General features: G+C 71.8%; 23 protein-coding genes and 1 pseudogene. 12 read left to right on the plus strand and 12 right to left on the minus strand.

Going from position 1 to position 24,242, the window contains the following annotated elements:
* Positions 1-3: 3 nt before the first annotated feature.
* Entirely contained in the window at positions 4-474 is a 471-nt protein-coding gene (locus ACF09C_RS25730) for an NUDIX domain-containing protein (protein WP_392094681.1), read from the plus strand.
* A gap of 60 nt (positions 475-534) precedes the next feature.
* Here the strand turns inward: ACF09C_RS25730 and ACF09C_RS25735 are convergent, their stop codons facing one another.
* Together ACF09C_RS25735 and ACF09C_RS25740 are read right to left on the minus strand one after the other, a co-directional pair.
* Positions 535-675 (minus strand): hypothetical protein, encoded by a 141-nt coding sequence (locus ACF09C_RS25735; protein ID WP_392094683.1) that lies wholly within the window; start codon positions 673-675, stop codon positions 535-537.
* A gap of 494 nt (positions 676-1,169) precedes the next feature.
* Complete coding sequence (locus tag ACF09C_RS25740) at positions 1,170-2,810, minus strand: recombinase family protein (RefSeq protein WP_392094685.1); 1,641 nt, start codon at positions 2,808-2,810, stop codon at positions 1,170-1,172.
* Between the two features lie 27 nt (positions 2,811-2,837).
* Between ACF09C_RS25740 and ACF09C_RS25745 the strand changes: the two genes are divergently transcribed.
* On the plus strand, positions 2,838-4,478 hold the full coding sequence (locus ACF09C_RS25745; protein WP_392094686.1) for a DNA repair helicase XPB: 1,641 nt from the start codon (positions 2,838-2,840) through the stop codon (positions 4,476-4,478).
* A gap of 72 nt (positions 4,479-4,550) precedes the next feature.
* Here the strand turns inward: ACF09C_RS25745 and ACF09C_RS25750 are convergent, their stop codons facing one another.
* Positions 4,551-5,891 (minus strand): hypothetical protein, encoded by a 1,341-nt coding sequence (locus ACF09C_RS25750; RefSeq protein WP_392094688.1) that lies wholly within the window; start codon positions 5,889-5,891, stop codon positions 4,551-4,553.
* Between the two features lie 136 nt (positions 5,892-6,027).
* Complete coding sequence (locus tag ACF09C_RS25755; protein ID WP_392094690.1) at positions 6,028-6,219, minus strand: hypothetical protein; 192 nt, start codon at positions 6,217-6,219, stop codon at positions 6,028-6,030.
* A gap of 247 nt (positions 6,220-6,466) precedes the next feature.
* Between ACF09C_RS25755 and ACF09C_RS25760 the strand changes: the two genes are divergently transcribed.
* Complete coding sequence (locus ACF09C_RS25760) at positions 6,467-8,521, plus strand: HelD family protein (protein WP_392094691.1); 2,055 nt, start codon at positions 6,467-6,469, stop codon at positions 8,519-8,521.
* Positions 8,522-8,527: 6 nt separating this feature from the next.
* Here ACF09C_RS25760 and ACF09C_RS25765 read toward each other — a convergent pair whose 3' ends face one another.
* Positions 8,528-9,289, minus strand: coding sequence for an esterase/lipase family protein (locus ACF09C_RS25765; protein WP_392094693.1), 762 nt, complete (start codon positions 9,287-9,289; stop codon positions 8,528-8,530).
* Between the two features lie 181 nt (positions 9,290-9,470).
* Complete coding sequence (locus ACF09C_RS25770) at positions 9,471-10,334, minus strand: aminoglycoside phosphotransferase family protein (RefSeq protein WP_392094694.1); 864 nt, start codon at positions 10,332-10,334, stop codon at positions 9,471-9,473.
* A gap of 84 nt (positions 10,335-10,418) precedes the next feature.
* On the opposite strand from ACF09C_RS25770, the gene ACF09C_RS25775 reads away from it, so the two are divergent.
* A complete protein-coding gene (locus ACF09C_RS25775) occupies positions 10,419-11,168 on the plus strand; it encodes an SDR family NAD(P)-dependent oxidoreductase (protein WP_392094695.1) in 750 nt (249 codons plus the stop codon).
* Positions 11,169-11,189: 21 nt separating this feature from the next.
* Here the strand turns inward: ACF09C_RS25775 and ACF09C_RS25780 are convergent, their stop codons facing one another.
* The 3 genes from ACF09C_RS25780 to ACF09C_RS25790 form a co-directional block, all read right to left on the minus strand.
* Positions 11,190-11,726, minus strand: a complete 537-nt coding sequence (locus ACF09C_RS25780; protein ID WP_392094697.1) for an SCO4225 family membrane protein — start codon at positions 11,724-11,726, stop codon at positions 11,190-11,192.
* Between the two features lie 93 nt (positions 11,727-11,819).
* Entirely contained in the window at positions 11,820-12,509 is a 690-nt protein-coding gene (locus ACF09C_RS25785; protein ID WP_392094699.1) for a copper homeostasis protein CutC, read from the minus strand.
* 59 nt (positions 12,510-12,568) lie between these two features.
* On the minus strand, positions 12,569-13,549 hold the full coding sequence (locus ACF09C_RS25790) for a hypothetical protein (protein WP_392094701.1): 981 nt from the start codon (positions 13,547-13,549) through the stop codon (positions 12,569-12,571).
* A gap of 176 nt (positions 13,550-13,725) precedes the next feature.
* On the opposite strand from ACF09C_RS25790, the gene ACF09C_RS25795 reads away from it, so the two are divergent.
* From ACF09C_RS25795 to ACF09C_RS25805, 3 genes are all read left to right on the plus strand, one after another.
* Complete coding sequence (locus tag ACF09C_RS25795; protein ID WP_392094702.1) at positions 13,726-14,022, plus strand: heavy-metal-associated domain-containing protein; 297 nt, start codon at positions 13,726-13,728, stop codon at positions 14,020-14,022.
* 88 nt (positions 14,023-14,110) lie between these two features.
* Positions 14,111-16,408, plus strand: a complete 2,298-nt coding sequence (locus tag ACF09C_RS25800; RefSeq protein WP_392094704.1) for a heavy metal translocating P-type ATPase — start codon at positions 14,111-14,113, stop codon at positions 16,406-16,408.
* Positions 16,409-16,418: 10 nt separating this feature from the next.
* Positions 16,419-16,700: a metal-sensitive transcriptional regulator gene (locus ACF09C_RS25805; RefSeq protein WP_189834861.1), complete on the plus strand. Its 282-nt coding sequence runs from the start codon at positions 16,419-16,421 to the stop codon at positions 16,698-16,700.
* A gap of 21 nt (positions 16,701-16,721) precedes the next feature.
* Here ACF09C_RS25805 and ACF09C_RS25810 read toward each other — a convergent pair whose 3' ends face one another.
* Positions 16,722-16,877: a hypothetical protein gene (locus ACF09C_RS25810; protein ID WP_392094706.1), complete on the minus strand. Its 156-nt coding sequence runs from the start codon at positions 16,875-16,877 to the stop codon at positions 16,722-16,724.
* A 93-nt stretch (positions 16,878-16,970) separates the two neighbouring features.
* Here ACF09C_RS25810 and ACF09C_RS25815 point away from each other — a divergent pair.
* Positions 16,971-17,057, plus strand: a pseudogene (locus ACF09C_RS25815) (BlaI/MecI/CopY family transcriptional regulator); the annotation flags it as partial.
* Between the two features lie 145 nt (positions 17,058-17,202).
* On the opposite strand, the gene ACF09C_RS25820 reads toward ACF09C_RS25815, so the two are convergent.
* Positions 17,203-20,118: a hypothetical protein gene (locus ACF09C_RS25820; RefSeq protein ID WP_392094707.1), complete on the minus strand. Its 2,916-nt coding sequence runs from the start codon at positions 20,116-20,118 to the stop codon at positions 17,203-17,205.
* Positions 20,119-20,354: 236 nt separating this feature from the next.
* Here ACF09C_RS25820 and ACF09C_RS25825 point away from each other — a divergent pair, with 236 nt between their 5' ends.
* On the plus strand, positions 20,355-21,188 hold the full coding sequence (locus ACF09C_RS25825; RefSeq protein WP_392094708.1) for a hypothetical protein: 834 nt from the start codon (positions 20,355-20,357) through the stop codon (positions 21,186-21,188).
* An 82-nt stretch (positions 21,189-21,270) separates the two neighbouring features.
* On the plus strand, positions 21,271-21,561 hold the full coding sequence (locus ACF09C_RS25830; RefSeq protein ID WP_392094709.1) for a hypothetical protein: 291 nt from the start codon (positions 21,271-21,273) through the stop codon (positions 21,559-21,561).
* On the opposite strand, the gene eno is transcribed toward ACF09C_RS25830, so the two are convergent.
* The gene (eno, locus tag ACF09C_RS25835; RefSeq protein ID WP_392094710.1) at positions 21,547-22,872 is read right to left on the minus strand and encodes a phosphopyruvate hydratase; all 1,326 of its coding nucleotides are present in this window, start codon (positions 22,870-22,872) and stop codon (positions 21,547-21,549) included. The genes ACF09C_RS25830 and eno overlap by 15 nt on opposite strands.
* A gap of 163 nt (positions 22,873-23,035) precedes the next feature.
* Here eno and ACF09C_RS25840 point away from each other — a divergent pair, with 163 nt between their 5' ends.
* On the plus strand, positions 23,036-23,458 hold the full coding sequence (locus ACF09C_RS25840; protein WP_392094712.1) for a MarR family winged helix-turn-helix transcriptional regulator: 423 nt from the start codon (positions 23,036-23,038) through the stop codon (positions 23,456-23,458).
* A gap of 301 nt (positions 23,459-23,759) precedes the next feature.
* Positions 23,760-24,242, plus strand: a 483-nt coding sequence (locus ACF09C_RS25845) for a hypothetical protein (protein WP_392094714.1), incomplete at its 3' end; no start/stop codon positions are given.

A 24,242-nucleotide genomic window follows, 5' to 3' on the forward strand; every position in this document is an offset into this window, starting at 1 on the left:
ACCGTGGCCCGAACCGAGTACTACGACGATCCCAATGCCCCCCGGCCGAACAGCCTGGTCGTGGCAGCCTCTGCCGTCGTCACCGATGAGGACGGCCGCGTACTTCTCCAACGGCGCCGGGACAACGACTTGTGGGCGTTGCCGGGCGGAGCCATGGACATGGACGATTCCCTGCCCGGCGCGGCCGTGCGAGAGGTCAAGGAAGAGACCGGCCTGGACGTCGAGATCACGGGACTCATCGGCACATACACCGATCCCCGCCATGTCATCGCGTACAGCGACGGAGAGGTACGCCGGCAGTTCAACGTCTGCTTCACCGCCCGGGTCGTCGGCGGCACCCTGGCCATCTCCGACGAGAGCACGGAACTCCGCTTCGTGGCGCCAGAAGAACTCGATTCGCTTCCGATGCATCACACGCAACGGCTGCGTATCCGGCACTTCCTGGAGCACCGCGCCGCCCCGCACCTGGGATAGGGCTACCGGTCGCGGTGGCGTCACTCCCCCAGCCGACTACGTGCACCGGCCAGCAGTTCATCAGGAGTAGAAGCCCTGGCCGTAGTCCTCCCGCCTCAGAGTGAAGTAGTCCGGACGATCACGACGAAGCTCCTCGTATCGCTGCGCGAAGATGTCGATCGCTTCATGAAGCGTGCAGTCCAATGCTTCGCGGATCGTCATGAGCGCAGAGATGATCCTTTGCTCCAGGATGTCGCGGTCCAGACTCTCGGGCAGATTCTCCCTGGTGCCGTGACCCTACCCGGCACGGATGCCCAACCCCCGGGGCAGGGGATAACTGCCCACGGAAACCCCCTGATCAGCCACGCGAGAGTTTCCGCTCCCACATGCGCTGGTCAAGGGTTGAAGGGGGCCACCGCCCACCCCCCTCGCACGCAAACGGATGCGGCTCTGGCTTCCGACCGCCCACTCCCACACGCGCAGCGTTCGTGGCTCACCCTCAGCGGCGCAGGGCTGCGATGGCGCCATGACGGATCGAGCCCTTGGTCTGTTTTTCTCTTATTTTTCTATGTGCAATCAAAAAAGTAGGGAGAACCGTCATTCCGTCATCATCCTGCCGCTGAGAGAGCAGCAAACCGGCGGCACCCCCTGGGAGCGCGGACGGCCCGCCGCCAGGGCTTCCCCAGCAACGGGCCGCGAACAGTCGCCAGGAGAGCTCAGAACAGCTCAAGCGTCTGAGCCGCTGCGCGCTGTACGACCGCTTCGACGTCCTTGCCGTCGGCGTCCGCCCGGCGGATCTCGCCGTCCTCGCCGAAGTAGACCGCGAGGCGGGAAGTGTCCAGTCTCGGGCCGCCCTTGCGGGACATGCCGACCTCGACGTACGCCCCCGCGTTCAGCAGCAGATCGCGCTTGCCCGCCGTGTCCGCGTCCTTCCAGAGCTGTGCGTGAGTCCGGCCGGTCGGAACCGCCTCCACGCCTGCAGGCTTCGCGGTGCGCTGCTTCTCGTTCAGCGAAGCCAAGCGTTCCTCCAGCTTGGCGTGCTGAGCCGCATACCTCGTGGCACCCTCCTCACCCTTGAACAGGCCACGGTCGTACCGGTCCTTCTCCAGGTCCTCCAGCGCTTCCCTGGCCTGCCGGATCTGCGGGCGGAAGTCCTCGCCCACGTGCTCCACCATGCGCACCACGGGGAAGGCACCGAACTTCTCCAGGAACAGCGCCGTGACGTGCTGTTCCATGCCCTCACCGGCGATGCTCACGCCGTAGCAAGTCAGCTCCGCGCCTGCCTGCCGGGCCTTCAGCCGGCCGATGCACCGATAGCGGATGCGGCCCTTGGCGACGTACGTGTACATGCGGTTGTGGCACACCGCGCAGTAGACGATCCCCCGCAGCAGCGCCGTTCCCTCGCGTCGCCGGTCGCCCGGATTGGCTCGCCGGCTCAGTTCGTCCTGCAACGCCTGCCAGGTGTCCATGTCCAGGATCGGCGTGCGGTTGACCAGCGGCAGCCCGTCCGTCATCAGGATCGGCTTGCCGTCCTCGATCACCTGCCCCAGCAACTGAGGGTTGCCGAGGAGGCTTCGCAAGGTGGATGGGTACCACCGCTTGGAGTCGCTGCGCTTGCCCGTGGTCTGCCGCGAGGAGTGGCCAGGCGACGGCTTGTCGGACTCCGAGAGATCCACCGCGATCTTGAGTAGCGAGTCCTTGCTGAGGACCCGTTCCACGATCTCGTGAATCGTCTTCGCTTCCTCGGGGTTGATCTCCAGGACCTTCCCCGCACCATCGGGGTTGGGGGCCACCCGGTACCCGTACGGCACTCTGCCGCCCGTATAGCGGCCCTCCCGGCGTAGGTGCTCGTGGGCGCTGGAGACACGCATGCCGATCGTGTCGGACTCCAGCTCCGCGAAGACCGCGATCACCTTGGCCATGGCACGGCCCATGGACGACGTGAGGTCCAGCGGCTCACTGGCGGACGCGAGAGCCACGCTCTCCGCCTGGGTGACCTTCATGATCTCCGCGAAGTCCACCGTGGAGCGGGCCAGGCGGTCGATCTTGAAAAACACGATCACGTCGAACTCGGCGAGACGGGCCAGGATCCGCTGAAGCCCGGGACGGTCCAGGCCGCGCGAGTAGCCCGAGACGTCGATGTCCTCGTCCACGGCTATGACCTGCCAGCCACGGGCCGCGCACAGAGCCTCACAGGCCGCGCGCTGACGCTCGGGCGAGGTAGAGTTTTCTGTTTCCCGCGAAAGGCGGACATAGATGGCCGCGCGCATTCCCGACGCGTTGGCCGGGACGCCCTTCGGGCGACGGGCACGGGGCATGGCCCTTGCCGTGGCAGGCGCAGATGTGGTGCCTGTCACAACGCGATCCTATCCCTGGAGGTATGTGTGTCCTGCCTGATCGTCCAGAGCGACAAGACGCTCCTGCTGGAGGTCGACCACGAGCAGGCCGATGCCTGTCGGCGGGCCATCGCGCCGTTCGCGGAGCTGGAGCGGGCGCCCGAGCACATCCACACGTACCGCGTCACCCCGCTCGGGCTGTGGAACGCCCGGGCGGCCGGGCACGACGCCGAGCAGGTCGTCGACGCGCTCGTGGAGTTCTCGCGGTACCCCGTGCCGCACGCGCTGCTCGTGGACGTCGCCGAGACGATGGCCCGGTACGGGCGGCTCACGCTCTCCAAGCACCCCACCCACGGGCTCGTCCTGACCAGCACCGACCGGCCCGTCCTGGAGGAGATCCTCCGGTCCAAGAAGGTGCAGCCGCTCGTCGGCGCGCGCATCGACGACGACACCGTCGCCGTGCACCCCTCCGAGCGCGGGCAGATCAAGCAGACGCTGCTGAAGCTGGGCTGGCCGGCCGAGGACCTCGCCGGGTACGTCGACGGCGAGGCCCACCGGATCGACCTCGCCGAGGACGGCTGGGCCCTGCGCCCGTACCAGAAGCAGGCCGTCGAGGGCTTCTGGCACGGCGGCTCCGGGGTCGTCGTGCTGCCCTGCGGCGCGGGGAAGACGCTGGTCGGGGCCGGGGCCATGGCCCAGGCGAAGGCCACGACGCTCATCCTCGTCACCAACACCGTCTCCGCGCGGCAGTGGAAGCACGAGCTGGTGAAGCGGACCTCGCTCACCGAGGACGAGATCGGTGAGTACTCCGGTACGAAGAAGGAGATCCGGCCGGTCACCATCGCCACGTACCAGGTGCTGACGACGAAGCGGAAGGGCATCTATCCGCACCTGGAGCTCTTCGACTCCCGCGACTGGGGCCTCATCGTCTACGACGAGGTGCACCTGCTGCCCGCGCCCGTCTTCAAGTTCACCGCCGACCTGCAGGCGCGGCGGCGGCTCGGGCTCACCGCGACGCTCGTGCGCGAGGACGGACGCGAGTCGGACGTCTTCTCCCTCATCGGGCCCAAGCGCTTCGACGCGCCCTGGAAGGAGATCGAGGCGCAGGGGTACATCGCGCCCGCCGACTGCGTCGAGGTCCGCGTCAACCTCACGGACTCCGAGCGGCTCGCCTACGCGACCGCCGAGCAGGAGGAGAAGTACCGCTTCTGCGCCACCACGGCCACCAAGCGGAAGGTGACCGAGGCGCTGGTGCGGAAGTTCGCCGGGCAGCAGATCCTCGTCATCGGCCAGTACATCGACCAGCTCGACGAGCTCGGCGAGCATCTCGGCGCGCCCGTCATCAAGGGCGAGACGCCGAACGCTCAGCGCGAGAAGCTCTTCGACGCCTTCCGGGAGGGCGAGATCAGCGTCCTCGTCGTCTCGAAGGTCGCCAACTTCTCCATCGACCTGCCCGAGGCCACCGTCGCCATCCAGGTCTCCGGCACCTTCGGGTCCCGGCAGGAGGAGGCGCAGCGGCTCGGGCGGGTGCTGCGCCCGAAGGCCGACGGCCACCAGGCGCACTTCTACTCGGTCGTCGCGCGCGACACGATCGACCAGGACTTCGCGGCGCACCGCCAGCGCTTCCTGGCCGAGCAGGGGTACGCGTACCGGATCGTCGACGCGGACGAGTTGCTCGCGGGCGGCTGAGAACGGAGCGGGGCCCCGTCCGGGTCGGACGGGGCCCCTTCGGCGTGTGTCGGACCGCCTGGTTGTCGTGTGTCAGACGGACGGGTTGAGGACCAGCTTCGACTGGTTGTTCCGCACGTTCGGGTCGAACGGCAGCGGCCCGTCGCCGTACGGCGGCTTGAGCGTGATCGCGCCCTTGGCGCCCGTGATCACCGTGTCGATCCGCAGCTGGAACGGGAAGGTCACCACCTGCTTCTCGGCCACCCAGATCGGCAGGTTGCAGACGTAGCGCGGGGCGCCGGTCCGGGTCTCGGCCTCCCACCAGCCGCCGTCCGCCGTGCGGGGGTCGCAGCCCTCCGGTACGGAGGTGACGGTGGCGCCCCTGGGCACGGTCAGGTCGACCGCGCCGACGGGGTCGCCGGAGCCCAGGTTGGCGACCCAGGCCGGGCCGCGGTTGCGGAAGGTCAGCGCGGCGGTCACCGTCTCGCCCGCGGCGGCGCTCGCCCGGACGCCGGGGACGGCGAAGTCGGCCGTGTTGGTGACGCCGATCGAGGCGACCTCGCCGTTGTTCTCGGGCGCCAGGTCCTCGGAGCCGCCGCGGGCCGTGACGCCGATGTCGACCCGCTCGGCGAGGGCGTACCGGGCGACCTTCGCGTGCAGCGGGGCCGGCAGGGTGAAGGCGCCGCCCGGCTCGACGACGTCGTCGAAGAGGCAGTCCACCTTGGTGATCGGCGCCGGCAGGCTCCCGCCCTCGGGCGTGCTCGTGCACTGCGGGGCGACGGCGCCGATGTCGAGGCCGCGCGTGGCGTACAGGGTGACCTGGACGCCGTTCGCGGCCTCGTTGCCGTTGTTGACCACGGAGAACGGCACGGCCACGGTGGAGCCCGGGGCGACGCCGGTGACGGCGGGGATCCGGCTCAGGACGAGGTCGGGGCCGGAGGCGACCCGGACGGTGCTCCAGTTCTCGGCCCTGAGGGTGCCCTCCGCGGAGGTCGTCGTGGCCGTCGCGGCGAAGTTGATCCGGCCGCTGACGCCGTTCTCGGCGCCGGTGGCCGCGTGCAGCTTCAGCTGCACCGGGGACTCGCCCGTGAGCGGGACCTCGGGGATCGAGCAGACGGCGGTGACGCCGGTCGGCGCGCAGTTCTCGGGCCAGGTGATGTCGGCGATGCCGGTCAGCTCGGAGGCGTCGACGGTGAGCCGGCCGTCGGTCACGCGGTACTCGGCGTTGTCGTGGTAGAGGCCGAGGGCGACGGTCGCGGCCGGGGCCTGCCCGCCCGCGACGGCCTTGGGCAGGGCCACTTCCCACGGCGCCACGATCCAGAGCTGGTCGCTGTCGGCGGCGGCCGGGGTGGCGGTCAGGCCGACCGTGACAAGGCCGGCGGCGGTGAGGCACGCACCGAGCCGCGCGACGCGGCCGGCGAAAGGCATTCCCATGATCTCCTCTGTTCCTCTGCTCCGTGGGGAGACGGCGGTGCGATGAGGAGACCTGCGAGTGCGGGGAAGGGTTGTGCTCCGGGGGCCGGGAAGATCGTCGGGACGGGCGCGTCAGAAGATCGTCGGGACGGGCGTCTCAGTCCTGCGTCCGGCCGACGAAGCGCGGCCGGGGGTCGCGGACGCCCGTGCGCTCTCCGTACGGGCCGTGGTCGCCGAGGACGACCACGCCGACGGCCGCCGAGCCGTAGGCGCGTATCGCCCGCAGCGCGAGGCCGAGACGGCGGGAGCGGGGGATCGTGCGGTCTGGGGTGAAGGTCGCGGTGGTCATGTCTCCATGATGGAATCCGGACATTCCGAACACATCAGGCTGGGGATGGAACCCTCGTCCCCCTCAGGTCGGACACCACCCCTACGGGCCCCCGCCCCCGGAATATTCGGTCGCCCCGCCCGCCCCACGGAGCTACAATCTCCGACTTCCCCGCCTCCCTCCGTGGAGCGCGCTGCCAGCCGGTCGGAAACCGGCGGCCGCCCCGTCACGCTCACGCACCCGCTCACGCACACCCGGAGGCTTCCGCATGTCCACGCCCGCGCCCGTCGACCCGCCCGCGCCCGTCGACCCGCTCGCGCGCGAGCGCGCCCACCTCGCCGACTCGCGCGCCGCGCTGCGCGCGATGCGCGAGGACGTCGAGGCGCTCGACATCAAGGACGTCACAGCGAACTGGGTCAACGCCGTCGTCCTCGGCCGCCAGATCGAGGACCGGATCAAGGCGCTCGCCGACCTGTCCCACACCCCGCTCTTCTTCGGGCGGCTCGACTACCTGCACACCACGCAGGAGGGGCAGCGTTTCTACATCGGCCGCCGCCACGTCCACGACGCCGCCGGTGACCCGATGGTGATCGACTGGCGTGCGCCCGTCTCCCAGCCGTACTACCAGGCCTCCAAGAAGAACCCGCAGGACGTCGGGCTGCGCCGGCGCTTCGGGTACACGGGCGGCGAGCTCACCGCGTACGAGGACGAGCACCTGTCCGACCCGGCCGAGCTGGAGCACACCAGCCGCCTGCTCCAGGCGGAGATCGAGCGCCCGCGTGTCGGCCCGATGCGGGACATCGTCGCGACCATCCAGCCCGAGCAGGACGAGATCGTCCGCTCCGACCTGTCCGGCACCGTCTGCGTCCAGGGCGGCCCCGGCACCGGAAAGACCGCCGTGGGCCTGCACCGGGTCGCGTACCTGCTGTACGCCCACCGGGAGCGGCTCGCCCGCACCGGCACCCTCGTCATCGGGCCGAACCGCTCCTTCCTCCACTACATCGAGCAGGTGCTGCCCGCCCTCGGCGAGCTGGAGGTGCAGCAGGCGACCGTCGACGACCTCGTCGCGCACGTCGAGGTGCGCGGCACGGACGAGGCGGCCACCGCCGTCGTGAAGGGCGACGCCCGGATGGCGGAGGTGCTGCGCCGGGCGGTCCGCTCACACGTCAGCCTCCCCACCGAGCCGCTGATGGTGGTCCGCGGCTCCCGGCGCTGGCGGGTGCCCGCGTACGAACTTGATGAGATGGTCCGGGAGTTGCTCGACCGGGACATCCGGTACGGGGCGGCCCGCGAGGCCCTGCCGCAGCGCATCGCGCACGCGGTCCTGGTGCGCATGGAGGAGGCCGGCGAGGCCCCCGACGACCGGGTGCAGAACGCCGTCGCCCGCAACGCGGCGGTCAAGGCGGTCGTGAAGGAGTGCTGGCCGGCGGTCGACCCGGCGAAGTTGGTGCTGCGCCTGCTGAGCGACCCCGAGTTCCTGGCGGCGCACGCCGAGGGCGTCCTGAGCGAGGACGAGCAGAAGCTGCTCCTGTGGGCGAAGCCCGCCCGGAGCGTGAAGTCGGCGAAGTGGTCGGCGGCCGACGCGGTCCTGATCGACGAGGCGAAGGACCTGGTGGAGCGGACGCACTCGCTCGGGCACGTGGTCCTGGACGAGGCGCAGGACCTGTCGCCGATGCAGTACCGGGCCGTCGGCCGCCGCTGCACGACCGGTTCGGCGACCGTCCTGGGCGACCTGGCGCAGGGCACTACGCCCTGGGCGACCGGGAGTTGGGCGCAGGCCCTCGGCCACCTGGGCAAGCCGGAGGCCGTGGTGGAGGAGCTGACCGCCGGTTTCCGCGTGCCGCGCGAGGTCATCGCGTACGCGTCGCGGCTGCTGCCGCACATGTCGCCGGGGCTCGCGGCCGTGGAGTCCGTACGGGAGAACCCCGGGTCGCTGTCGATCCGGGAGGCCGCCACCCCCGAGGCCCTGGACGCGGCGGTCGTCGCGGCCTGCGGGGAGGCCCTGGAACACGAGGGGTCCATCGGCCTGATCGCCGCCGACGCCCGGATCGCGCCGCTCGCCGAGGCGCTGACCGCCGCCGGTCACGCCTACCTCTCGCCCGGCGAGGAGACGACGGCCGAGTCCCGCCTGACCCTCGTCCCCGCCTCGCTCGCCAAGGGCCTCGAATACGACTACGTGGTCCTGGACGACCCGGCGGCCGTCGTGGACGGCGAGCCGGACGAGCGGACGGGGCTGCGGCGGTTGTACGTGGCGCTGACGCGCGCGGTGTCCGGCCTGACCGTCCTTCACTCCTCGCCGCTGCCGCAGCAGTTGGCCGGCTAGCGGAACCTACGACGCGAGGAAGGCCCTGACGCCCTGGGACACCCCGTCGTCGCCGAGCAGCGCGTTGTGGTCGAGGCAGCCGGCGGCGTTGTTGGCGGCGCCGGTCAGCGGGACGCTGTTGTCGGGGTTGATGACCTCGTCGCAGTTCGACCACCACGTGGCGTACCGCACGGCGCCCGGGGTCTCGTCGCCCTCGGCGAGCTTCTTCTGGACGTACGAGCCCGGGGTCATGTCGCGGCACGCCTGGTCCCACAGGGCGCAGGCCCAGGCGGTGCTGGTGCCGTGGTTGGGGCCGGCGAGGGAGACCCAGTGGGCGACGGACGACTGGCCCGCGGCGTCGAACTTCACGTACCAGCGCGTGACGAGGCTGCCGAAGGAGTGCGCGACGAGGTCGACCCGGCTCGCGCCGGTGCGCCGCTTGACGTCGGCGACGTACGCGGCGAGTTCGCCGGCGATGACCTCGTTGACGGACCGGTGGGTGTCGTAGCCGAAGGAGAAGAGCTCGGCGTCGGTGTACCCGTCCGTCTTGAGGTCCTCGCGCAGGCCGCCCCAGACACCGGGGTCGGCGTTGTAGCCGTGGACGAAGACGACGGGGGTACGGGCCACGGCCGCAGCCGGGGCCGACTGAGCGGACTCGGCGGACTGAGCCGACTGAGCCGACTGAGCGTACTCGGCGGACTGAGCCGACTGGGCGGACTGGGCGGACTGGGTGACGAAGGCGGATGCCATCAGGGCCAGCAGCGCCACGAAGCTGACACGGAGTCTCAACACGCTTCTCCCTACGAGGTGTTACGCACGAGTAGTGAGGAGCATGGTGGGGCCGGGGGGCCGGGATGAACAGCCCCGTGACGGCTAAGACTTCATGACCGAGGGGCGGCCGGCGGGAAGCGCTTGCTCCCTGCCGTACCAGTTGCTCCCCGCCTTGGCGCTCACTCCCCCGCCGGGGCGCTTACTCCCCGTACTCCGCCAGCGCCTCCGACCACGCGCGGCGGGCGACCGTCGCCAGGACCTGGTTCGTCCCGCTGTACTCGTGCTCTGTCACCACGCCCCAGCACAGCGCCCAGCCGCGCCCCCGCGCCCATGTCGCGTCGTCGACCCGCGCCGCCGCCCGGAACAGCGGGCGGGTCTCGGGGGTGAGGAGCGTCCAGGCGGCCATCATGTCGCAGGCGGGATCCCCCGTACCGACCCCGCCGAAGTCGATGACCGCGCTCAGCCTGCCGTCCCTGGCCAGCAGGTTGCCGGGCAGGAGATCGCCGTGGACCCAGCGGGGCGGGCCGTCCCACGGGGGCAGTCGCAGGACCGACGCCCAGGCCGCCGCCGCCCGGTCCGCGTCGAGGACGCCCCGCGCGCCGAGGCCGCGGATCGCGCCCTCCATGGCCCCCTGCTCCCACTCGCGCACAGGGCCGCCCCGGAAGGACCTCGGCCCGTCCGCCGCGTCCACCCGGCGCAGTGCCGCGCCGAACCGCCCCAACTCGACCGCCGCGTGCGCGAGATCGGCGATCGGCTCGTCGTAGGCGTTGGCGCCGTCGAGCCAGTCGTACACCGACCAGGGCAGGTCGAAGCCCTCCCCGGGCACACCGTGCGCCACGGGCACGGGTACGGGCAGCGGCAGGTGCGGGGCGAGGAGCGGCAGCCAGCGCTGCTCCCTGACGATGGATCCGGCGTTCTCGGCGGCCTTCGGCAGCCGGACCGCGAGGCGGTCGCCGAGGCGGTACATGTCGTTGTCCGTGCCGGCCGACGCGACGCGCCTGACCGGCAGCTCCGCCCACTGCGGGAACTGGGCGGCGACGAGGGCGCGTACGAGGTCGGTCATGGCCGGGAGGGTAGCCAGCGGCCGACCGGCCCGGCCAGCGCTTTACGGTGGGGGCGGCGCGACCTGGAGAAGGGTGGACCGACGATGGCCGAGGCACGGCAGCACGTCACCGTCGTCACGGGCGGCAGCCGCGGGATCGGCGCCGCGACCTGCGTACGGCTGGCCGCCGAGGGGCACGATCTGGCGCTCGGATACGTACGGGACGCGACCGCCGCCGAGGAGACGGCGGCGGCCGTCCGGGCGGCGGGCGCGCGGTGCGTGGTCGTCCGGGTGGACACGTCGGCGGAGGCCGACGTGGAGCGGCTCTTCGACACGGCGGAGGCCGAACTCGGCCCGGTGACCGGTCTGGTGAACAACGCGGGCGTGACCGGGCCCCTGGGGCGCCTCGCGGACGCCACGACGGCGGACCTGCGCCGCGTGGTGGACGTCAACCTCTACGGCTACCTGCTCTGTTGCCGCCGTGCGGCCCGCGACATGGCCGCCCGGGGCGGCGGGGCGATCGTGAACGTCTCCTCGGCCGCCGCGACGCTCGGCAGCCCGGGCGACTACGTCCACTACGCGGCGACGAAGGCGGCGACCGACGCGCTGACCGTGGGCCTCTCCAAGGAGCTGGGCCCGGACGGCATCCGGGTCAACGCCGTGGCGCCCGGCATCGTCGAGACCGAGATGCACGCGGCGATGGGCGACCCGGACCGGCCCGCGAAGGCGGCAGCGACGATCCCGCTGGGCCGCCCCGGCCGCCCGGACGAGATCGCCGCGGCGGTGGCGTGGCTGCTGTCCGCCGACGCCTCGTACGCGACGGGGACGATCCTGCGGGTCGCGGGCGGGCGCTGAGGCTCCCGGGCCGGGGTCCGCTCAGCCGACCGGGCGGGCGCGGCGGGCGCGGCGGGCGGAGAAGGCGCCGACCAGGGTGCGGGTCAGGGCCCAGAGGGCGGTGGCGTTGGCCAGGGCGCAGGCCAGGATCAGTCCGTAGAAGCCGAACCCCAGCCAGTCGTTGGCGAGGTCGGCGCCGGGCACGTCGGGCACGTCCCGCAGCTCCGCGGCGGTCGGCGGCGGCCCGACGGGCAGCTCGGTCTCCGTCCCCGTCGTGGGCGCGGGCAGCGGCGTGGGCGGCGTGGGGCCCGTGTGGGCGGGCGGCGCGGCCTCCAGCGCCCCGAGCGATTCGGGCGAGGGCGTGAACAGCGACAGGGCCAGCATGCTGAGCGGGGCGGTCGCGAAGATCGCCCAGACGCCGGCGAAGCCGCCGTCCCCCGTCCTGACGAGCACGTCCGCCCAGACCAGCAGTCCGACCACGAGGGCCAAGTACCCTGCCGGAACCCACACTTCAAGCCTCGACCGACGCCGTCCCAGTCCCGGTCCCGGTCCCGGTCCCATGAATGATCCCGTTCGCATGGGAGTCAGTATCGAAACGGCGCACTTCCGCGCGCTTGAGTACGGCTACTCAAGCGCGCGTGCGCACGTGCCTCGCCGATCGCGTCGCCCGACCTACGCGTCCAGCGCCTCGCGCCAGACCCGGACCGCGTCCGGGGAGACCGGGGCCGTCCAGCCGTGGGGGCGGGACGCGCCGCCGATGTGGAAGGCGGCGAGGCCCGCGGCGCGCAGGCGGGGGAGGTGGTCGAGGCGGAGGCCGCCGCCGACCAGGATCTGGGGCTCGTAGCCGGGTTCGCCCGCGCGGGCCGCCTCCGCGAGGAGGACGGGGAGGCCGTCGTCGACGCCGGTGGGCGAGCCCGCCGTGAGGTAGGTGTCGAGGCCCGGCAGGTCCGCGAGCTGCTTGCGCAGGGCGTCGCGGTCGGGGGTGCGGTCGATCGCGCGGTGGAAGGTCCACCGGCACCCGTCCAGGACGGTCACCAGCCGCTCCACCGCCACCAGGTCCGCGTCACCGTCGGGCGTCAGGAAGCCCAGCACGAACTGGTCCGCGCCGGCGTCCCGGAGGTCGGCGGCGCGGGCCACCAGCCGGTCGATGTCGCCCGCGGCGAAGCCGTCCGTCAGTCTGAGCATCACGCGCAGCGGGATGTCCACGGCGGCACGGATCGCGGCGAAGCCGGTCCGCGACGGGGTCAGCCCGTCGGCCGCCATGTCGGTGACCAGCTCAAGGCGGTCCGCCCCACCGGCCTGGGCGGCGACCGCGTCCTCCTCGTCGAGGGCGATCACCTCAAGGACTGCACGCTTGCTCATCGAGCCCATTCCTCCATGAATGACGGCTACAGGTCTACAGGTCTAGTCCAATGACCACCCTAGCCGTGCTCGTGGCCTCCCGCATCGTGCGACGCCTCATCCGACGGCGCGGATGTCGAAGCCGACGCCGGAGGGGACACCGGAGCCCCGCCCGGCCCCGCCTGCACCGTGAAGGCCGCGGTGCGGACCTTCCCGTCGTGCTGGAAGTCGAGGAACAGGCGGTACGAGCCCGCGCTCGGCGCCGTCGCCGTGAAGGAGACCACCGGCCCTGGACCGCCCTCGTTGGGGTGGACGTGGAGGTAGGCCAGGTCGCCGGCGCGCAGGGCGACGAGGTGGCCGTACGCCCCGAGGTACGGCTCCAGGTCCGTGACCGGCTTCCCGTCCTTGCTGACGGTGAGCTTCAGCTCTCCCGCCCGGCCGGGGACGAGGGTGCCGCCCAGCGCGACCTCGTAGCCGTCGACGGTCGCGGTCGGCGCGGCGGCCGGCAAGGGTTGGGGGGCGTAGGCGCCGGGGACGGCGAGGTCGGCGCCGAGCGTGATCCCCTTCGCCCCCTTCGCCGCGGGCCTGAAGTCGGCGAAGGCCTTGTAGCCACCGGCGGCGGGCAGGTCGACCGGGGTCGACCAGGTGCCGTCGGCCGCCCGCACGGGGTGCAGGTGCCGGAAGACGGTCAGGTCGCGCGAGGCCACGATGAAGTGCAGCTCCTTGCCGTGCTCGGTGGTGTACGCGGTGACGTTCTTGCCGCCCGCGTCCTTGACCGAGAACTTCAGGACGCTCCGCCCCTGCGCCGGGGTCGGGGTCTCCAGGTCCAGGGTGTAGCCGCCGTCGGAGACCTGGAGGCCCCCGGCCGCGGACGCGGCCCCCGCCGGCGCGGTCCCCTCCGCCGCCTTCCCCGGCTCCGCGGGGGCGCTCGCGTGCTCCCCGTGCGCGGCCTTCGCGGGCGGTTCGCCCACCGGGCCGATGCCCTTGCCGACGCCGTACGCCGTCCCGAACGTCGCGGCGACCGCGGCGGCGAAGGCGGTGATCCTCACTCCGGTGTTCATGGCTGCTCTCCCGTACGCGTTGATGGCGCGGATTGACGTCCGATGCACTTCACCATACCCCTAGGGGGTATCAAGTCAAGCCGGGTCCGCCCTTGCGTCGGATACCACTGGGGGGTATACATTGGACTCAGTTCCGGATACCCCCACAGGGTATCGCCACCATCGAGGAGGAACCCATGTCTTCCTGCTGTACTCCTGACGGCAGCTGCTCCACCACCGCCGCCGAGGCCGGCACGGCCACCGCCACGGCCGTCGCCGAGAGCACCGCCACCGTCTACGCCGTGTCCGGCATGACCTGCGGACACTGCAAGACCGCGATCACCACCTCCGTCTCCGCGCTCGACGGCGTCATCTCCGTGGACGTCGACGTGGCCGGCGGCCTGGTGACCGTCACCACCGGCGGCGCCCCCGACGACGCGGCGATCACCGCCGCCGTCGACGACGCCGGCTACGAGCTGACCGGCCGCGCCTGACGGCAGCGGCCCACGCCCCCTTCCGGCCGCCGGGGCCCGTCCGTCCATGGGCCCCGGCCCCCGCACCCGCTGTACCGAGGAGCAGGAAATGACCACCACCACCCCAGGCGCCGCCCAGGTCGAGCTCGCCATCGGCGGCATGACCTGCGCCTCGTGCGCCGCCCGGATCGAGAAGAAGCTCAACCGCATGGACGGGGTCGAGGCCACCGTCAACTACGCCACCGAGAAGGCGAAGGTCACCTTCGACACCGACATCTCCGTCGCCGACCTCATCGCCACCGTCGAGGCCACCGGCTACACCGCCGAGGAGCCCACTCCCCCGAAGGCGGAGTCCGTTGCCGACGGCCCCACCGACGAGGAGAAGGCCGACGAGGAGCTCCGGCCGCTCAAGCAGCGGCTGATCACCGCCGTCGCGCTCGCCGTTCCCGTGATCGCGATGGCGATGGTCCCGGCGCTGCAGATCGAGTACTGGCAGTGGCTCAGCCTCACCCTCGCCGCGCCGGTCGTCGTCTACGCCGCCTGGCCCTTCCACAAAGCCGCCTGGACCAACGCCAAGCACGGCGCGGCCACTATGGACACCCTGATCTCGGTCGGCACGCTCGCCGCGTTCCTCTGGTCCCTGTGGGCCCTGTTCTTCGGCACCGCCGGCACGCCGGGCATGACCCACCCCTTCGAGTTCACGATCGCCCGCACCGACGGCGCCGGGAACATCTACCTGGAGGCCGCGGCAGGCGTCACCGCCTTCATCCTGGCCGGCCGCTACTTCGAGGCCCGCTCCAAGCGCAAGGCGGGCGCCGCGCTCAAGGCGCTCATGCAGCTCGGCGCCAAGGAGGTCACGGTCCTCCGCGACGGCCGCGAGGTGACCGTTCCCACCGCCGAACTCCAGGTCGGCGACCGCTTCCTGGTCCGCCCGGGCGAGAAGATCGCCACCGACGGCACCGTCGTCGAGGGCTCCTCCGCCGTCGACGCCTCCATGCTCACCGGCGAGTCCGTACCGGTCGAGGTCTCCGTCGGCGACGCCGTCACCGGCGCCACCCTGAACGCCGGCGGCCGGCTCGTCGTCGAGGCCACCCGCGTCGGCGCCGACACCCAACTGGCCCGGATGGCCAAGCTGGTGGAGGACGCCCAGAACGGCAAGGCGGCCGCCCAGCGGCTCGCCGACCGGATCTCCGCCGTCTTCGTCCCCGTCGTCATCGCGCTCGCGCTCGGCACGCTCGGCTTCTGGCTCGGCACCGGCGCCGGTCTGACGGCCGCCTTCACCGCCGCCGTCGCCGTACTGATCATCGCCTGCCCCTGCGCCCTGGGCCTGGCCACGCCGACCGCGCTCATGGTCGGCACAGGACGCGGCGCGCAGCTCGGCATCCTGATCAAGGGTCCCGAGGTCCTGGAGACCACCCGCAAGGTCGACACGATCGTCCTCGACAAGACCGGTACGGTCACCACCGGCCGGATGACCCTCCTCAAGGTCCACACCGCCGCCGGTACGGACGAGACGGACGTGCTGCGCCTCGCGGGCGCCCTGGAGCACGCCTCCGAGCACCCCATCGCGCAGGCCGTCGCCACCGGCGCCGCCGCCAGGGTCGGAGCGCTGCCCACCCCCGAGGACTTCGCCAACCTCCCCGGTCTCGGCGTCCAGGGCGTCGTCGAGGGCCACGCGGTCCTCGTCGGCCGGGAGAAGCTGCTGACCGTGGGGGTACCTCCCATGCCCGAAGGGCTATGGGGGAGGGCGATGGCGCTGCCCGCCTCGCTGAAGTCCGCGAAGGAGGAGGCCGAGACGGCCGGCAGGACCGCGATCGCGGTGGCCTGGGACGGCGAGGCCCGCGCGGTCCTGGAGGTCGCCGACGCCGTCAAGGAGACCAGCCCCGAGGCGATCCGCAGGCTGCGCGGCCTCGGTCTCACCCCGATCCTGCTCACCGGCGACAACGAGGCGGTCGCCCGCGCCGTCGCCGCCGAGGTCGGCATCGACGAGGTCATCGCCGAGGTCATGCCGCAGGACAAGGTCGACGTCGTCAAGCGGCTGCAGGCGGAGGGGCGTTCGGTCGCCATGGTCGGCGACGGCGTCAACGACGCCGCGGCGCTCGCCCAGGCCGACCTGGGCCTGGCGATGGGCACCGGCACGGACGCCGCGATCGAGGCGGGCGACCTGACGCTGGTACGGGGGGACCTGCGGGCCGCGGCCGACGCGATCCGGCTCTCCCGGCGCACGCTCGGCACGATCCGGTCGAACCTCTTCTGGGCCTTCGCCTACAACGTGGCCGCCCTGCCGCTCGCCGCGGCCGGTCTGCTCAACCCGATGATCGCGGGTGCCGCGATGGCCTTCTCCTCGGTCTTCGTCGTCGGCAACAGCCTGCGCCTGCGCGGCTTCCAGGCCGCCGACAAGGCATGAGGAGTCTGCCGTGGCCGGGTACGGACAGCACAAGGAAGACATCATCAGACGCCTGAGGCGCATCGAGGGACAGGTCAGGGGGGTGCAGCGGATGGTCGACGAGGACGTGTACTGCATCGACGTCCTGACCCAGGTCTCCGCGATCAACGCGGCCCTGCAGTCCTGCGCCGTGGCCCTCCTGGACGAGCACCTCAGCTGCTGTGTGACCGAGGCGATCGCCCAGGGCGGGGACCAGGCCAAGGAGAAGGTGGGCGAGGCCTCGAAGGCGATCGCCCGGCTGATCAGGACGTAGGGCCGAGGGGCCCGACGGGACTCAACCGCCCTTGCGTGAAGGGCAGTCGGCGGACAGGCGGATGCTCAGGCGGAGACAGAGCCCGAGCACCTGCCGGAGGAGCGTCAGCTCCACCGAACCGGGCAGGCCGGGGCCGCAGACCTTCGCGCAGGGGCGGTTCGCCGTGAGGGTCGACATCCGGTCATCGTACCCCTCGGGGGTATACGTGAACCGGGCTGACGGCCCGCACGATGGGCCGCCCGCGAGGGGACGCGAGGGGAGGGGATGCGCGTGCGCCGACTGGGAGAGCTGGAGGCGGAGATCATGGACCGGCTGTGGGCCTGGCAGCGGCCCGCCACGGTCCGCGAGATCGTCGACCGCCCACTTCGACGACCTGGCGGGCCTGCTGCGCGCCTGGCTCGGCGAGCACGCGAGGGCGGGAGGCCTGCCGCCGGGCCGGATGGCGGAGGCCTTCCAGATCGTCCACATCGACTGAGCCCGGCGACCGCGAGCCTCAGGGGCCTCAGTACACCTCGATCACGTTGGTGTTGACGCCGAGGAGGACGTGGACGATGTTCCGGTGGCGCGGCGGGTCCGTCGCGTCCGCCGGCAGCGCCAGGGTCTCCTGCGCGTAGAGGGCCGCGGCCCGTACGGTGCCGAGCACCGGGTCGTGGACCGGCTTCGGGCTGATGACCGTACCGGCGTTGATGCGCCGCCCGGCCAGGTTGAGGTAGGTGGCCAGAAGCTGCTTCCTCAGCTCGCTCCCACGTGCCATGTCCTCCGCGAACACCGCCCGGATCTCCGCGACCGACAGGGCGCCGTCCCGGTCGGCGTCGTAGCGCTGGTCGGTGGCCTGGACCCGGGCAAGGAGCTCGGCGGTCCACATCCTCGGGTGGGCCTGCCAGAACTCGTACGGCAACGGGTTCCGGGTCGGCGGCTCGACCGTGACCGTCGTCCGGGCCGAGGCCGTGACGGGGCTGAACGCGCAGGTCCCGCCGGCGTTCCCGTAGCTGACGGACACCGTGTCCGTGGAGGCCGTGCCCGCGAGGGCGAGGAGCGAGGACCGGGCGCTGAAGACGATCTTCCGGGCGCCGGAACGGCCGGGCAGATCGCCGACGTTCCAGACGAGCGTGCGGGAGCCGTCGGCGTGGACCGTGACCGCGCTCGGCCTCGGCCCGGCGCCGCCGTCGAGCTCCGGGCTGTAGTGGAGACCGGCCGGCAGCGTGTCGGTCACGGTGACACCGGACGCGGCGCCGCTGCCGGTGTTCTCGTACGTGACGGTGTACGTGATCGCCTCACCGGCCGCGGCCGTCGCCGGTCCCGTCTTGTCCACCGTCAGCTCGGGCGCGTGGACCGTGGTCGTGGCCCGCGCGGTGTTGTCGTCGGTGTACGGGTCGGGCACGCCTTCGGTGTCGGTTCCGGTGACGGTGACGCGGTTGGTGAGGACCGTGCCGTCCTTGGTGTCGCAGGGCACGCGGTAGGTGAAGGCCGGCGTGACGGTGGCGCTCGCGCCGTTGGCCAGGTCGGGCAGCGCCCGCTCCTGTGTGGTGCCGTCGGGCAGCGTGTCGGTGACGCGGACGGCGGTGGCGGTGCCGGGCCCGAGGTCGGTGACGGTGGTCGTGTACCTCACGGTGTCACCGCCGGCCGCGTCCTTGCGGTCGGCCGACTTCGCGATCGTCAGGTCGGCCTGCTGCGACATGGCGAGGACCTGCGTCAGGGTCAGCTCCTCCGGCAGCTCCCCGCGGGCGCCGTCGCCGAAGAACTGGACGTTCAGGCGGGGGTTGTACTGGATGTGCGCCCAGTCGTCGAAGCCGTCCAGGACCTCGCCGGGGCTGGTGTCGGGGCAGGAGGTCGAGATGTGGTTGATGTCGGCGACCACACCGGTCTCCCTGTCGCCACCGGTTCCGTTCCAGTCGAGGGGGCCGTTCGTGGCGGGGGCGACCCGGGACTTGCCGTTGACGCCGTAGACGGTGTTGCGGGCGGGCGCGGGGGTCCCGTGGACGCCGCCGGTCTCGTCGAGGCCGGACTCGTCGAGTCGGGTTCCGGGGGTGACGCCGAGGGCGGTGCCCCGGGCCACGCTGGTGTAGTCCAGGGGCCTCGATCGGTCCTCGTTCGCGAACTGGAGGTTGTAGTTCATGACGCTGAGGTAGTTGGGCTTGCAGTTGGTGGTGTCGTCGCCACCATGGCCCAGGCTCAGCACGTGCCCGAGTTCGTGCATGAACGTGCCCGCTTCGGCGTTCCGCCGGCCACCCGCGTTCCTGATGCCGTTGGCGCTCCAGGTGCCGAGCGTCACCATGAAGTCGTTGCCTCCCTGGGGACCGTCGTCGGTCCACTCGGCGATGCCCGACGAGCCGGGGTTCTCCGCGTAGCTCTCGCCGAAGATCATGTAGCGGAACAGCAGCCGCTTGGCGTTGAGGATGTCCACGCAGTTCGGGGCGGACCGGTCGGCGGCCGTCCCCAGGTGCCCGGAGCAGGCGCCGGGCTGCTGGACGACCGGGTTGCCGTTCTTGAGGTCGTTGAAGTCGTCCTGGGTGCCCGAGCCGTTGCCCTCGAACAGGATGCCGACCACCTTCGGCACCTCTTCGTCCTCCATCGCGTGGAGGTTGATCCCCCGGTACAGCGTCCGCGCGGGAGCGGACGGATCGGTGTACGGATCGACCGGCGCGTTCGCGAACGCCTGGACCACGTCGTCGACGGCTCCGCGCTGCGGTTTGTTGTCGCGCATGTGGTCGACCTCGACGAACAGGTCCTTGCGGTAGGGGAGCGCGCCGTACGGGGCGTCGCCGAGCGGGAGGTCGACCCTGCCGTCGCCGTTGTGGTCGAGGCCCCTGCCGGGGGTTTCCCAGGCGTCGGTGATGCTGTCGCCGTCGCTGTCGTTCCGGCCCGTCCGTTCGAGGCAGGACGGGGTGGTGATGGTGAAGTACCCCCGGGCCGAGTCCTCGCCGCTCGTCTCGCTCTCCCCCGCGAGGGTCGGGACGCCGGCGCCCTGTTGGGTGGTCAGACCGCCGCCGGTGAAGACGCAGGTGTTCATGTCGAACTTCAGGTCCAGGTCGTCCTCGCCCCGGACCCAGTTGATGATGTCGTCACCACTGCCGTCGTCCTGGTCCCACAGCTCGATGTGGATGTCGACGGGACCGCGCGACGCGTCCACGGTCTTCCTGTGCACCCAGTTGGTCCGGAAGTCGCCGCCGTGGGCGCAGCAGTAGTCGTCCTTGCCGTCGTACAGCCCCTGGTGGTCGATCTCGAACTTCGGGTAGTAGTCGTTCCCGCACGCCTCGCCGGGGCCCTCGTCGCACGACAGCTCGACGACGCGGTACAGACTGACGGTGATCTCCTCGGTCGCGGCCTGGGCCGGGGTCGCCCCGAGGGCCGTCACTCCCGCCAGCATCAACAGGAGGGCGACGAGGGAGCCGACGCACCGACGGATTCTTGGCGACATGCGGCGGCCTCCTGGGGGCTGACCGGACATCAAGCTCGAAATATGACAAACATATATTCACGAGACGTCTTCCCTGCCCGGCCCCGACACGCCAGGCCCCGGCCGACCCGACCCGTTCGGACCCGACCCGTTCGGACGCGGGGCGGCGCGGTGACGGCGGGCAGCGCGGTGACGGCGGGCGGGTAGGGTGCTGGCTGTTGTTTTTCGGGGAGACACGGAACCGCGGGGGATGTCACGTGAGCGGGACGCGGGAGATATCGGGCGGCCGACGGACGGTCGGCGGTGCGCTGCGGGCGTTCCTGACGGGCTCGGCGGGCTACTCCGGTGACCAGTTCGGCCTGGCGCGCGTCGAGGACGGGCTGATGAGCCGGATCCAGCTCGCGCGGACGGTGCTCGGTCTGGTCGCCGCCGTCGGGCTGTTCGTCGCCTACCCCCTGAGCGGCGGCGGGCAGGAGTACGTGCTCGGCAAGCTCGTCGAACTGGGTCTCTCCTGCGCAGTCCTGCTGGCCGGAACGGTCATCGGCATCGCGGTGTTCCTCGCCGCGAGCACCCGGGACAGGCGGCGCCACTTCGCGGCCCGCCTGCACACCCCGATCCTCGCGGCCCTCGCGCTCGCCCTCGGCCCCTTCGCGCTCTGGGTGTCCTTCCTGACCCTCAAGGGCGAGACGATCAACGGGGAGGACCTGAAGGGCTTCTTCGACTCGATCACCGGCCCCGGGTGGATCTCCTCGATCCTGTCCTTCCTGGTCCTGGTCATCGGCGCGCTCGCGGCCTTCGCCGTGCTGGTCCTCTCGGTCCCGTACACGGTCGTCGTCGCCTACGGCTGCGTCGCCACCTGCTTCCGCGCCTCCGACGTGCACCAGCTGCTGCCCGCACTGCTCGCGCCGCTGCTCGTCTGGGCGCTCTTCGCCTTCCAGCTCTTCAACGGCCCCGATCTCGCCGCCCCGCCGGAGGTGCTGTACACGTTCATGGCCGGCGGGCCGCTGTCGGTGACGGCGCTCTCGGTCTGGGAGGTACGGCGGCTGCGCACCCACCACGGGATAACGCTGCGGGTCGCGCTCGGCCGCTGAAGCGGGCCGGCTCAGCCGCTGGAGCGAGCCCGCCCAACCGCCACGAGACGCCCCCCGCCCGGTTCACGCCTACGATCGGAGCATGACTGCCGCGCTCTCCCTCTGGTCCCGGGACTCCGTGCTCTCCATCGGCTCGGTGGGCTCCGTGCTCTCGATCGGTTCCGTCGGCTCGGTGCTCTCCGTCGGCTCCATCGGCTCGGCCGCGTCCGTGGCCTCGGTCGGCTCCTGGCTCAGCGCCGGATCTCTGCTGTCCGCGCAGTCCTGCTGGTCGGTCATGTCCTGGCGCTCCCGGGGCGGTGTCATGGCGGCGGGGGCCCTCGTCGCGGCCGTCGGCCTCACCGCCGCCATGACGGCGCGGTCAGCGCGCCGCTGAGGGTGCCTCGCGGCGGAGCGCCGAGCGGCCGGCGTAGCGCGCCGCGTCGCCCAGCTCCTCCTCGATCCGGATGAGCTGGTTGTACTTCGCGGTGCGGTCGGAGCGGGAGAGCGATCCGGTCTTGATCTGGCCGCAGCCGGTCGCCACCGCGAGGTCCGCGATCGTGGTGTCCTCGGTCTCGCCCGAGCGGTGCGACATCACGGCGGTCCAGCCCGCCGCGTGGGCGGTGGCCACCGCGCCGAGCGCCTCGGTCAGGGTGCCGATCTGATTCACCTTCACCAGGATCGAGTTGCCGACACCGGTACGGATGCCCTCGCGCAGCAGCGTCTCGTTGGTGCAGAACACGTCGTCGCCGGTGAGCTGGCAGCGGTCGCCGACGCGGGCGGTCAGCTCGCGCCAGCCCTCCAGGTCGTCCTCGGCCATCGGGTCCTCGATGGAGACGATCGGGTACGCGTCGATGAGCTTGGCCAGGTACTCGACGTTCTCGGAGGGCGTGCGGCGCACCCCTTCGCCCGCGTAGTCGTACACCCCGTCGCGGAAGAACTCCGAGGACGCCGGGTCCATGATCAGCGCGATGTCCGCGCCGGGCCGGTAGCCGGTGCGCTCGATGGCGGCCGTCACGAAGTCGAGCGCCTCCTCGGCGGTACGCAGCGCGGGCGCGAAGCCGCCCTCGTCGCCGACGCCCGTGGAGTGCCCGGCGGCCAGCAGGTCGCGGCGCAGGGTGTGGAAGACCTCGCTGCCCGTGCGGACGGCCTCGGCGAAGGTGTCGGCGCCCACCGGGGCGATCATGAACTCCTGGAAGTCCAGCGGATTGTCGGCGTGGGCGCCGCCGTTGACGATGTTCATCATCGGCAGCGGCAGGAGGTGGGCCTCGGCCCCGCCGAGGTAGCGGTAGAGAGGCCGGCGGTGGGCGGCCGCGGCGGCCTTGGCGGTGGCGAGGGAGACGCCTAGGACCGCGTTGGCGCCGAGCCGGGACTTCGTGGCGGTGCCGTCGAGGGCGATCAGCGCGGCGTCGAGCCCCGCCTGGTCGGCGGCGTCCCGGCCGCGCACGGCCGCCGCGATCTCCCCGTTGACGTGGGCCACCGCACGGTCGACGCCCTTGCCGTGCCAGCGCGCGGAGTCCCCGTCGCGCAGCTCCACGGCCTCCCGGGCACCGGTGGAGGCGCCGGAGGGGACGGCCGCGCGGCCCAGGGAACCGTCCGCCAGGACGACATCGACCTCGACCGTGGGATTGCCCCGGCTGTCGATGATGCGGCGGGCGGTGACGGTCTCGATGACGGCGTCGACGGCTCCGACTGCGTGCGTGGACATGGGAGTTCCTTCCCGTTGTCGAATGCCGGGACCCTGGCTGCGACAGCGCTGGCGCCGATCCCGACAGAAGAAAACCCTACAGCAATGCTGCGCAGTTTGGCTGTACAGCCTGGCTGCACAGGTCGCTGCCGGACGTTCGCAGGTCAGCGGGGTAGGGTGCCCTATGCCCACCCCGGAAGCCGCCGCCATCGCCGCCGAACTGCGCACCGCCATGGGCAAGCTCACCCGACGCGTCAAACACGAGGACCGCATCCCGCTCGGCCAGGCCGCCGTGCTCGGCGCCCTGGACCGCAACGGCGCCATGACCACCAGCGACCTCGCCGCCGACCAGCGCGTACGCCCCCAGTCGATGGCCCGGGCGGTCGGGCTCCTGATGGAACAGCACCTGGTCACCCGCCGTGCGCACCCGACGGACGGCCGCAAGTCGCTGGTCGAGCTGTCGGACGCGGGCCGGACCGCGCTCGAGGCGGAACGCGGCCGCAGGGCCGGCTGGCTCGCCCAGGCCATCGAGTCCGAACTCACGCCGGAGGAGCAGGCGTTGCTGGCCCGCACCGCCGCACTGCTCGACCGCCTCGCGACCCGCTAGGGCCCTCCCGTCCCGGTCCGCAGGACGTGCCGAGTGGACGGCGGCGACGTAACGTGGAAAGAGGCGGAAGTCCCGCAGTTCATGCCAGGAACACAGGCTGCTCGGGGCGCGCCGGCGTACACCGTCCGGCGCGGGCAGGCCCCGACTGGCGGCGCCCGGGCCGGAACGGCGCGACCCTGTGCGGAACGGCCTCTCACCCGTCCCGTGTCGCGCGCGTGATTCCGGCGGAGCAGTCGGGAGCCAGGGCAGCTTCAGGCGTCGGTCGCATTTTCAAGCAGACCGCTCAGGAGGGAAACGGATCATGTCCGTCTCCGCCCCCTTCCCCGTCGCGTTCAACGGGCCCATCGACCGCTTCGTCGTCACCATGGGCAACCGCATCATCGTCACCACGCAGAACGGCGGCGTGTTCGGCCACGACATCATCGGCAGCAAGGTCGGCCCCGGCTTCGCCTTCGGCGGATCCAAGGTCGCCTTCAACGGGCCCATCGACCGCTTCGTCGTCACCATGGGCAACCGCATCATCGTCACCACGCAGAACGGTGGCGTGTTCGGCCACGACATCAACGGCAACACCGTCGGCCAAGGCTTCGCCTTCGCCGGATCCAAAGTCGCCTTCAACGGACCCATCGACCGCTTCGTCGTCACCATGGGCAACCGCATCATCGTCATCACCCACGACGGCCGCGTCTTCGGCCACGACATCAACGGCAACACCGTCGGCCAAGGCTTCGCCTTCGCCGGATCCAAAGTCGCCTTCAACGGACCCATCGACCGCTTCGTCGTC

Source organism: Streptomyces sp. NPDC014870, assembly GCF_043081505.1.
Taxonomy (GTDB): domain Bacteria; phylum Actinomycetota; class Actinomycetes; order Streptomycetales; family Streptomycetaceae; genus Streptomyces.

What these genes read in the sequence shown, in the direction of transcription:
- ACF09C_RS25775 (WP_392094695.1), top strand. Translation starts at nt 10,419, where the DNA reads ATGGCCGAGGCACGGCAGCACGTCACCGTCGTCACGGGCGGCAGCCGC.
- eno (WP_392094710.1), bottom strand. Translation starts at nt 22,872, where the DNA reads ATGTCCACGCACGCAGTCGGAGCCGTCGACGCCGTCATCGAGACCGTC.
- ACF09C_RS25735 (WP_392094683.1), bottom strand. Translation starts at nt 675, where the DNA reads ATGACGATCCGCGAAGCATTGGACTGCACGCTTCATGAAGCGATCGAC.
- ACF09C_RS25760 (WP_392094691.1), top strand. Translation starts at nt 6,467, where the DNA reads ATGTCCACGCCCGCGCCCGTCGACCCGCCCGCGCCCGTCGACCCGCTC.
- ACF09C_RS25800 (WP_392094704.1), top strand. Translation starts at nt 14,111, where the DNA reads ATGACCACCACCACCCCAGGCGCCGCCCAGGTCGAGCTCGCCATCGGC.
- ACF09C_RS25770 (WP_392094694.1), bottom strand. Translation starts at nt 10,334, where the DNA reads ATGACCGACCTCGTACGCGCCCTCGTCGCCGCCCAGTTCCCGCAGTGG.
- ACF09C_RS25750 (WP_392094688.1), bottom strand. Translation starts at nt 5,891, where the DNA reads ATGGGAATGCCTTTCGCCGGCCGCGTCGCGCGGCTCGGTGCGTGCCTC.
- ACF09C_RS25840 (WP_392094712.1), top strand. Translation starts at nt 23,036, where the DNA reads ATGCCCACCCCGGAAGCCGCCGCCATCGCCGCCGAACTGCGCACCGCC.
- ACF09C_RS25780 (WP_392094697.1), bottom strand. Translation starts at nt 11,726, where the DNA reads ATGCGAACGGGATCATTCATGGGACCGGGACCGGGACCGGGACTGGGA.
- ACF09C_RS25795 (WP_392094702.1), top strand. Translation starts at nt 13,726, where the DNA reads ATGTCTTCCTGCTGTACTCCTGACGGCAGCTGCTCCACCACCGCCGCC.
- ACF09C_RS25755 (WP_392094690.1), bottom strand. Translation starts at nt 6,219, where the DNA reads ATGACCACCGCGACCTTCACCCCAGACCGCACGATCCCCCGCTCCCGC.
- ACF09C_RS25785 (WP_392094699.1), bottom strand. Translation starts at nt 12,509, where the DNA reads ATGAGCAAGCGTGCAGTCCTTGAGGTGATCGCCCTCGACGAGGAGGAC.
- ACF09C_RS25830 (WP_392094709.1), top strand. Translation starts at nt 21,271, where the DNA reads ATGACTGCCGCGCTCTCCCTCTGGTCCCGGGACTCCGTGCTCTCCATC.
- ACF09C_RS25790 (WP_392094701.1), bottom strand. Translation starts at nt 13,549, where the DNA reads ATGAACACCGGAGTGAGGATCACCGCCTTCGCCGCCGCGGTCGCCGCG.
- ACF09C_RS25810 (WP_392094706.1), bottom strand. Translation starts at nt 16,877, where the DNA reads ATGTCGACCCTCACGGCGAACCGCCCCTGCGCGAAGGTCTGCGGCCCC.
- ACF09C_RS25820 (WP_392094707.1), bottom strand. Translation starts at nt 20,118, where the DNA reads ATGTCGCCAAGAATCCGTCGGTGCGTCGGCTCCCTCGTCGCCCTCCTG.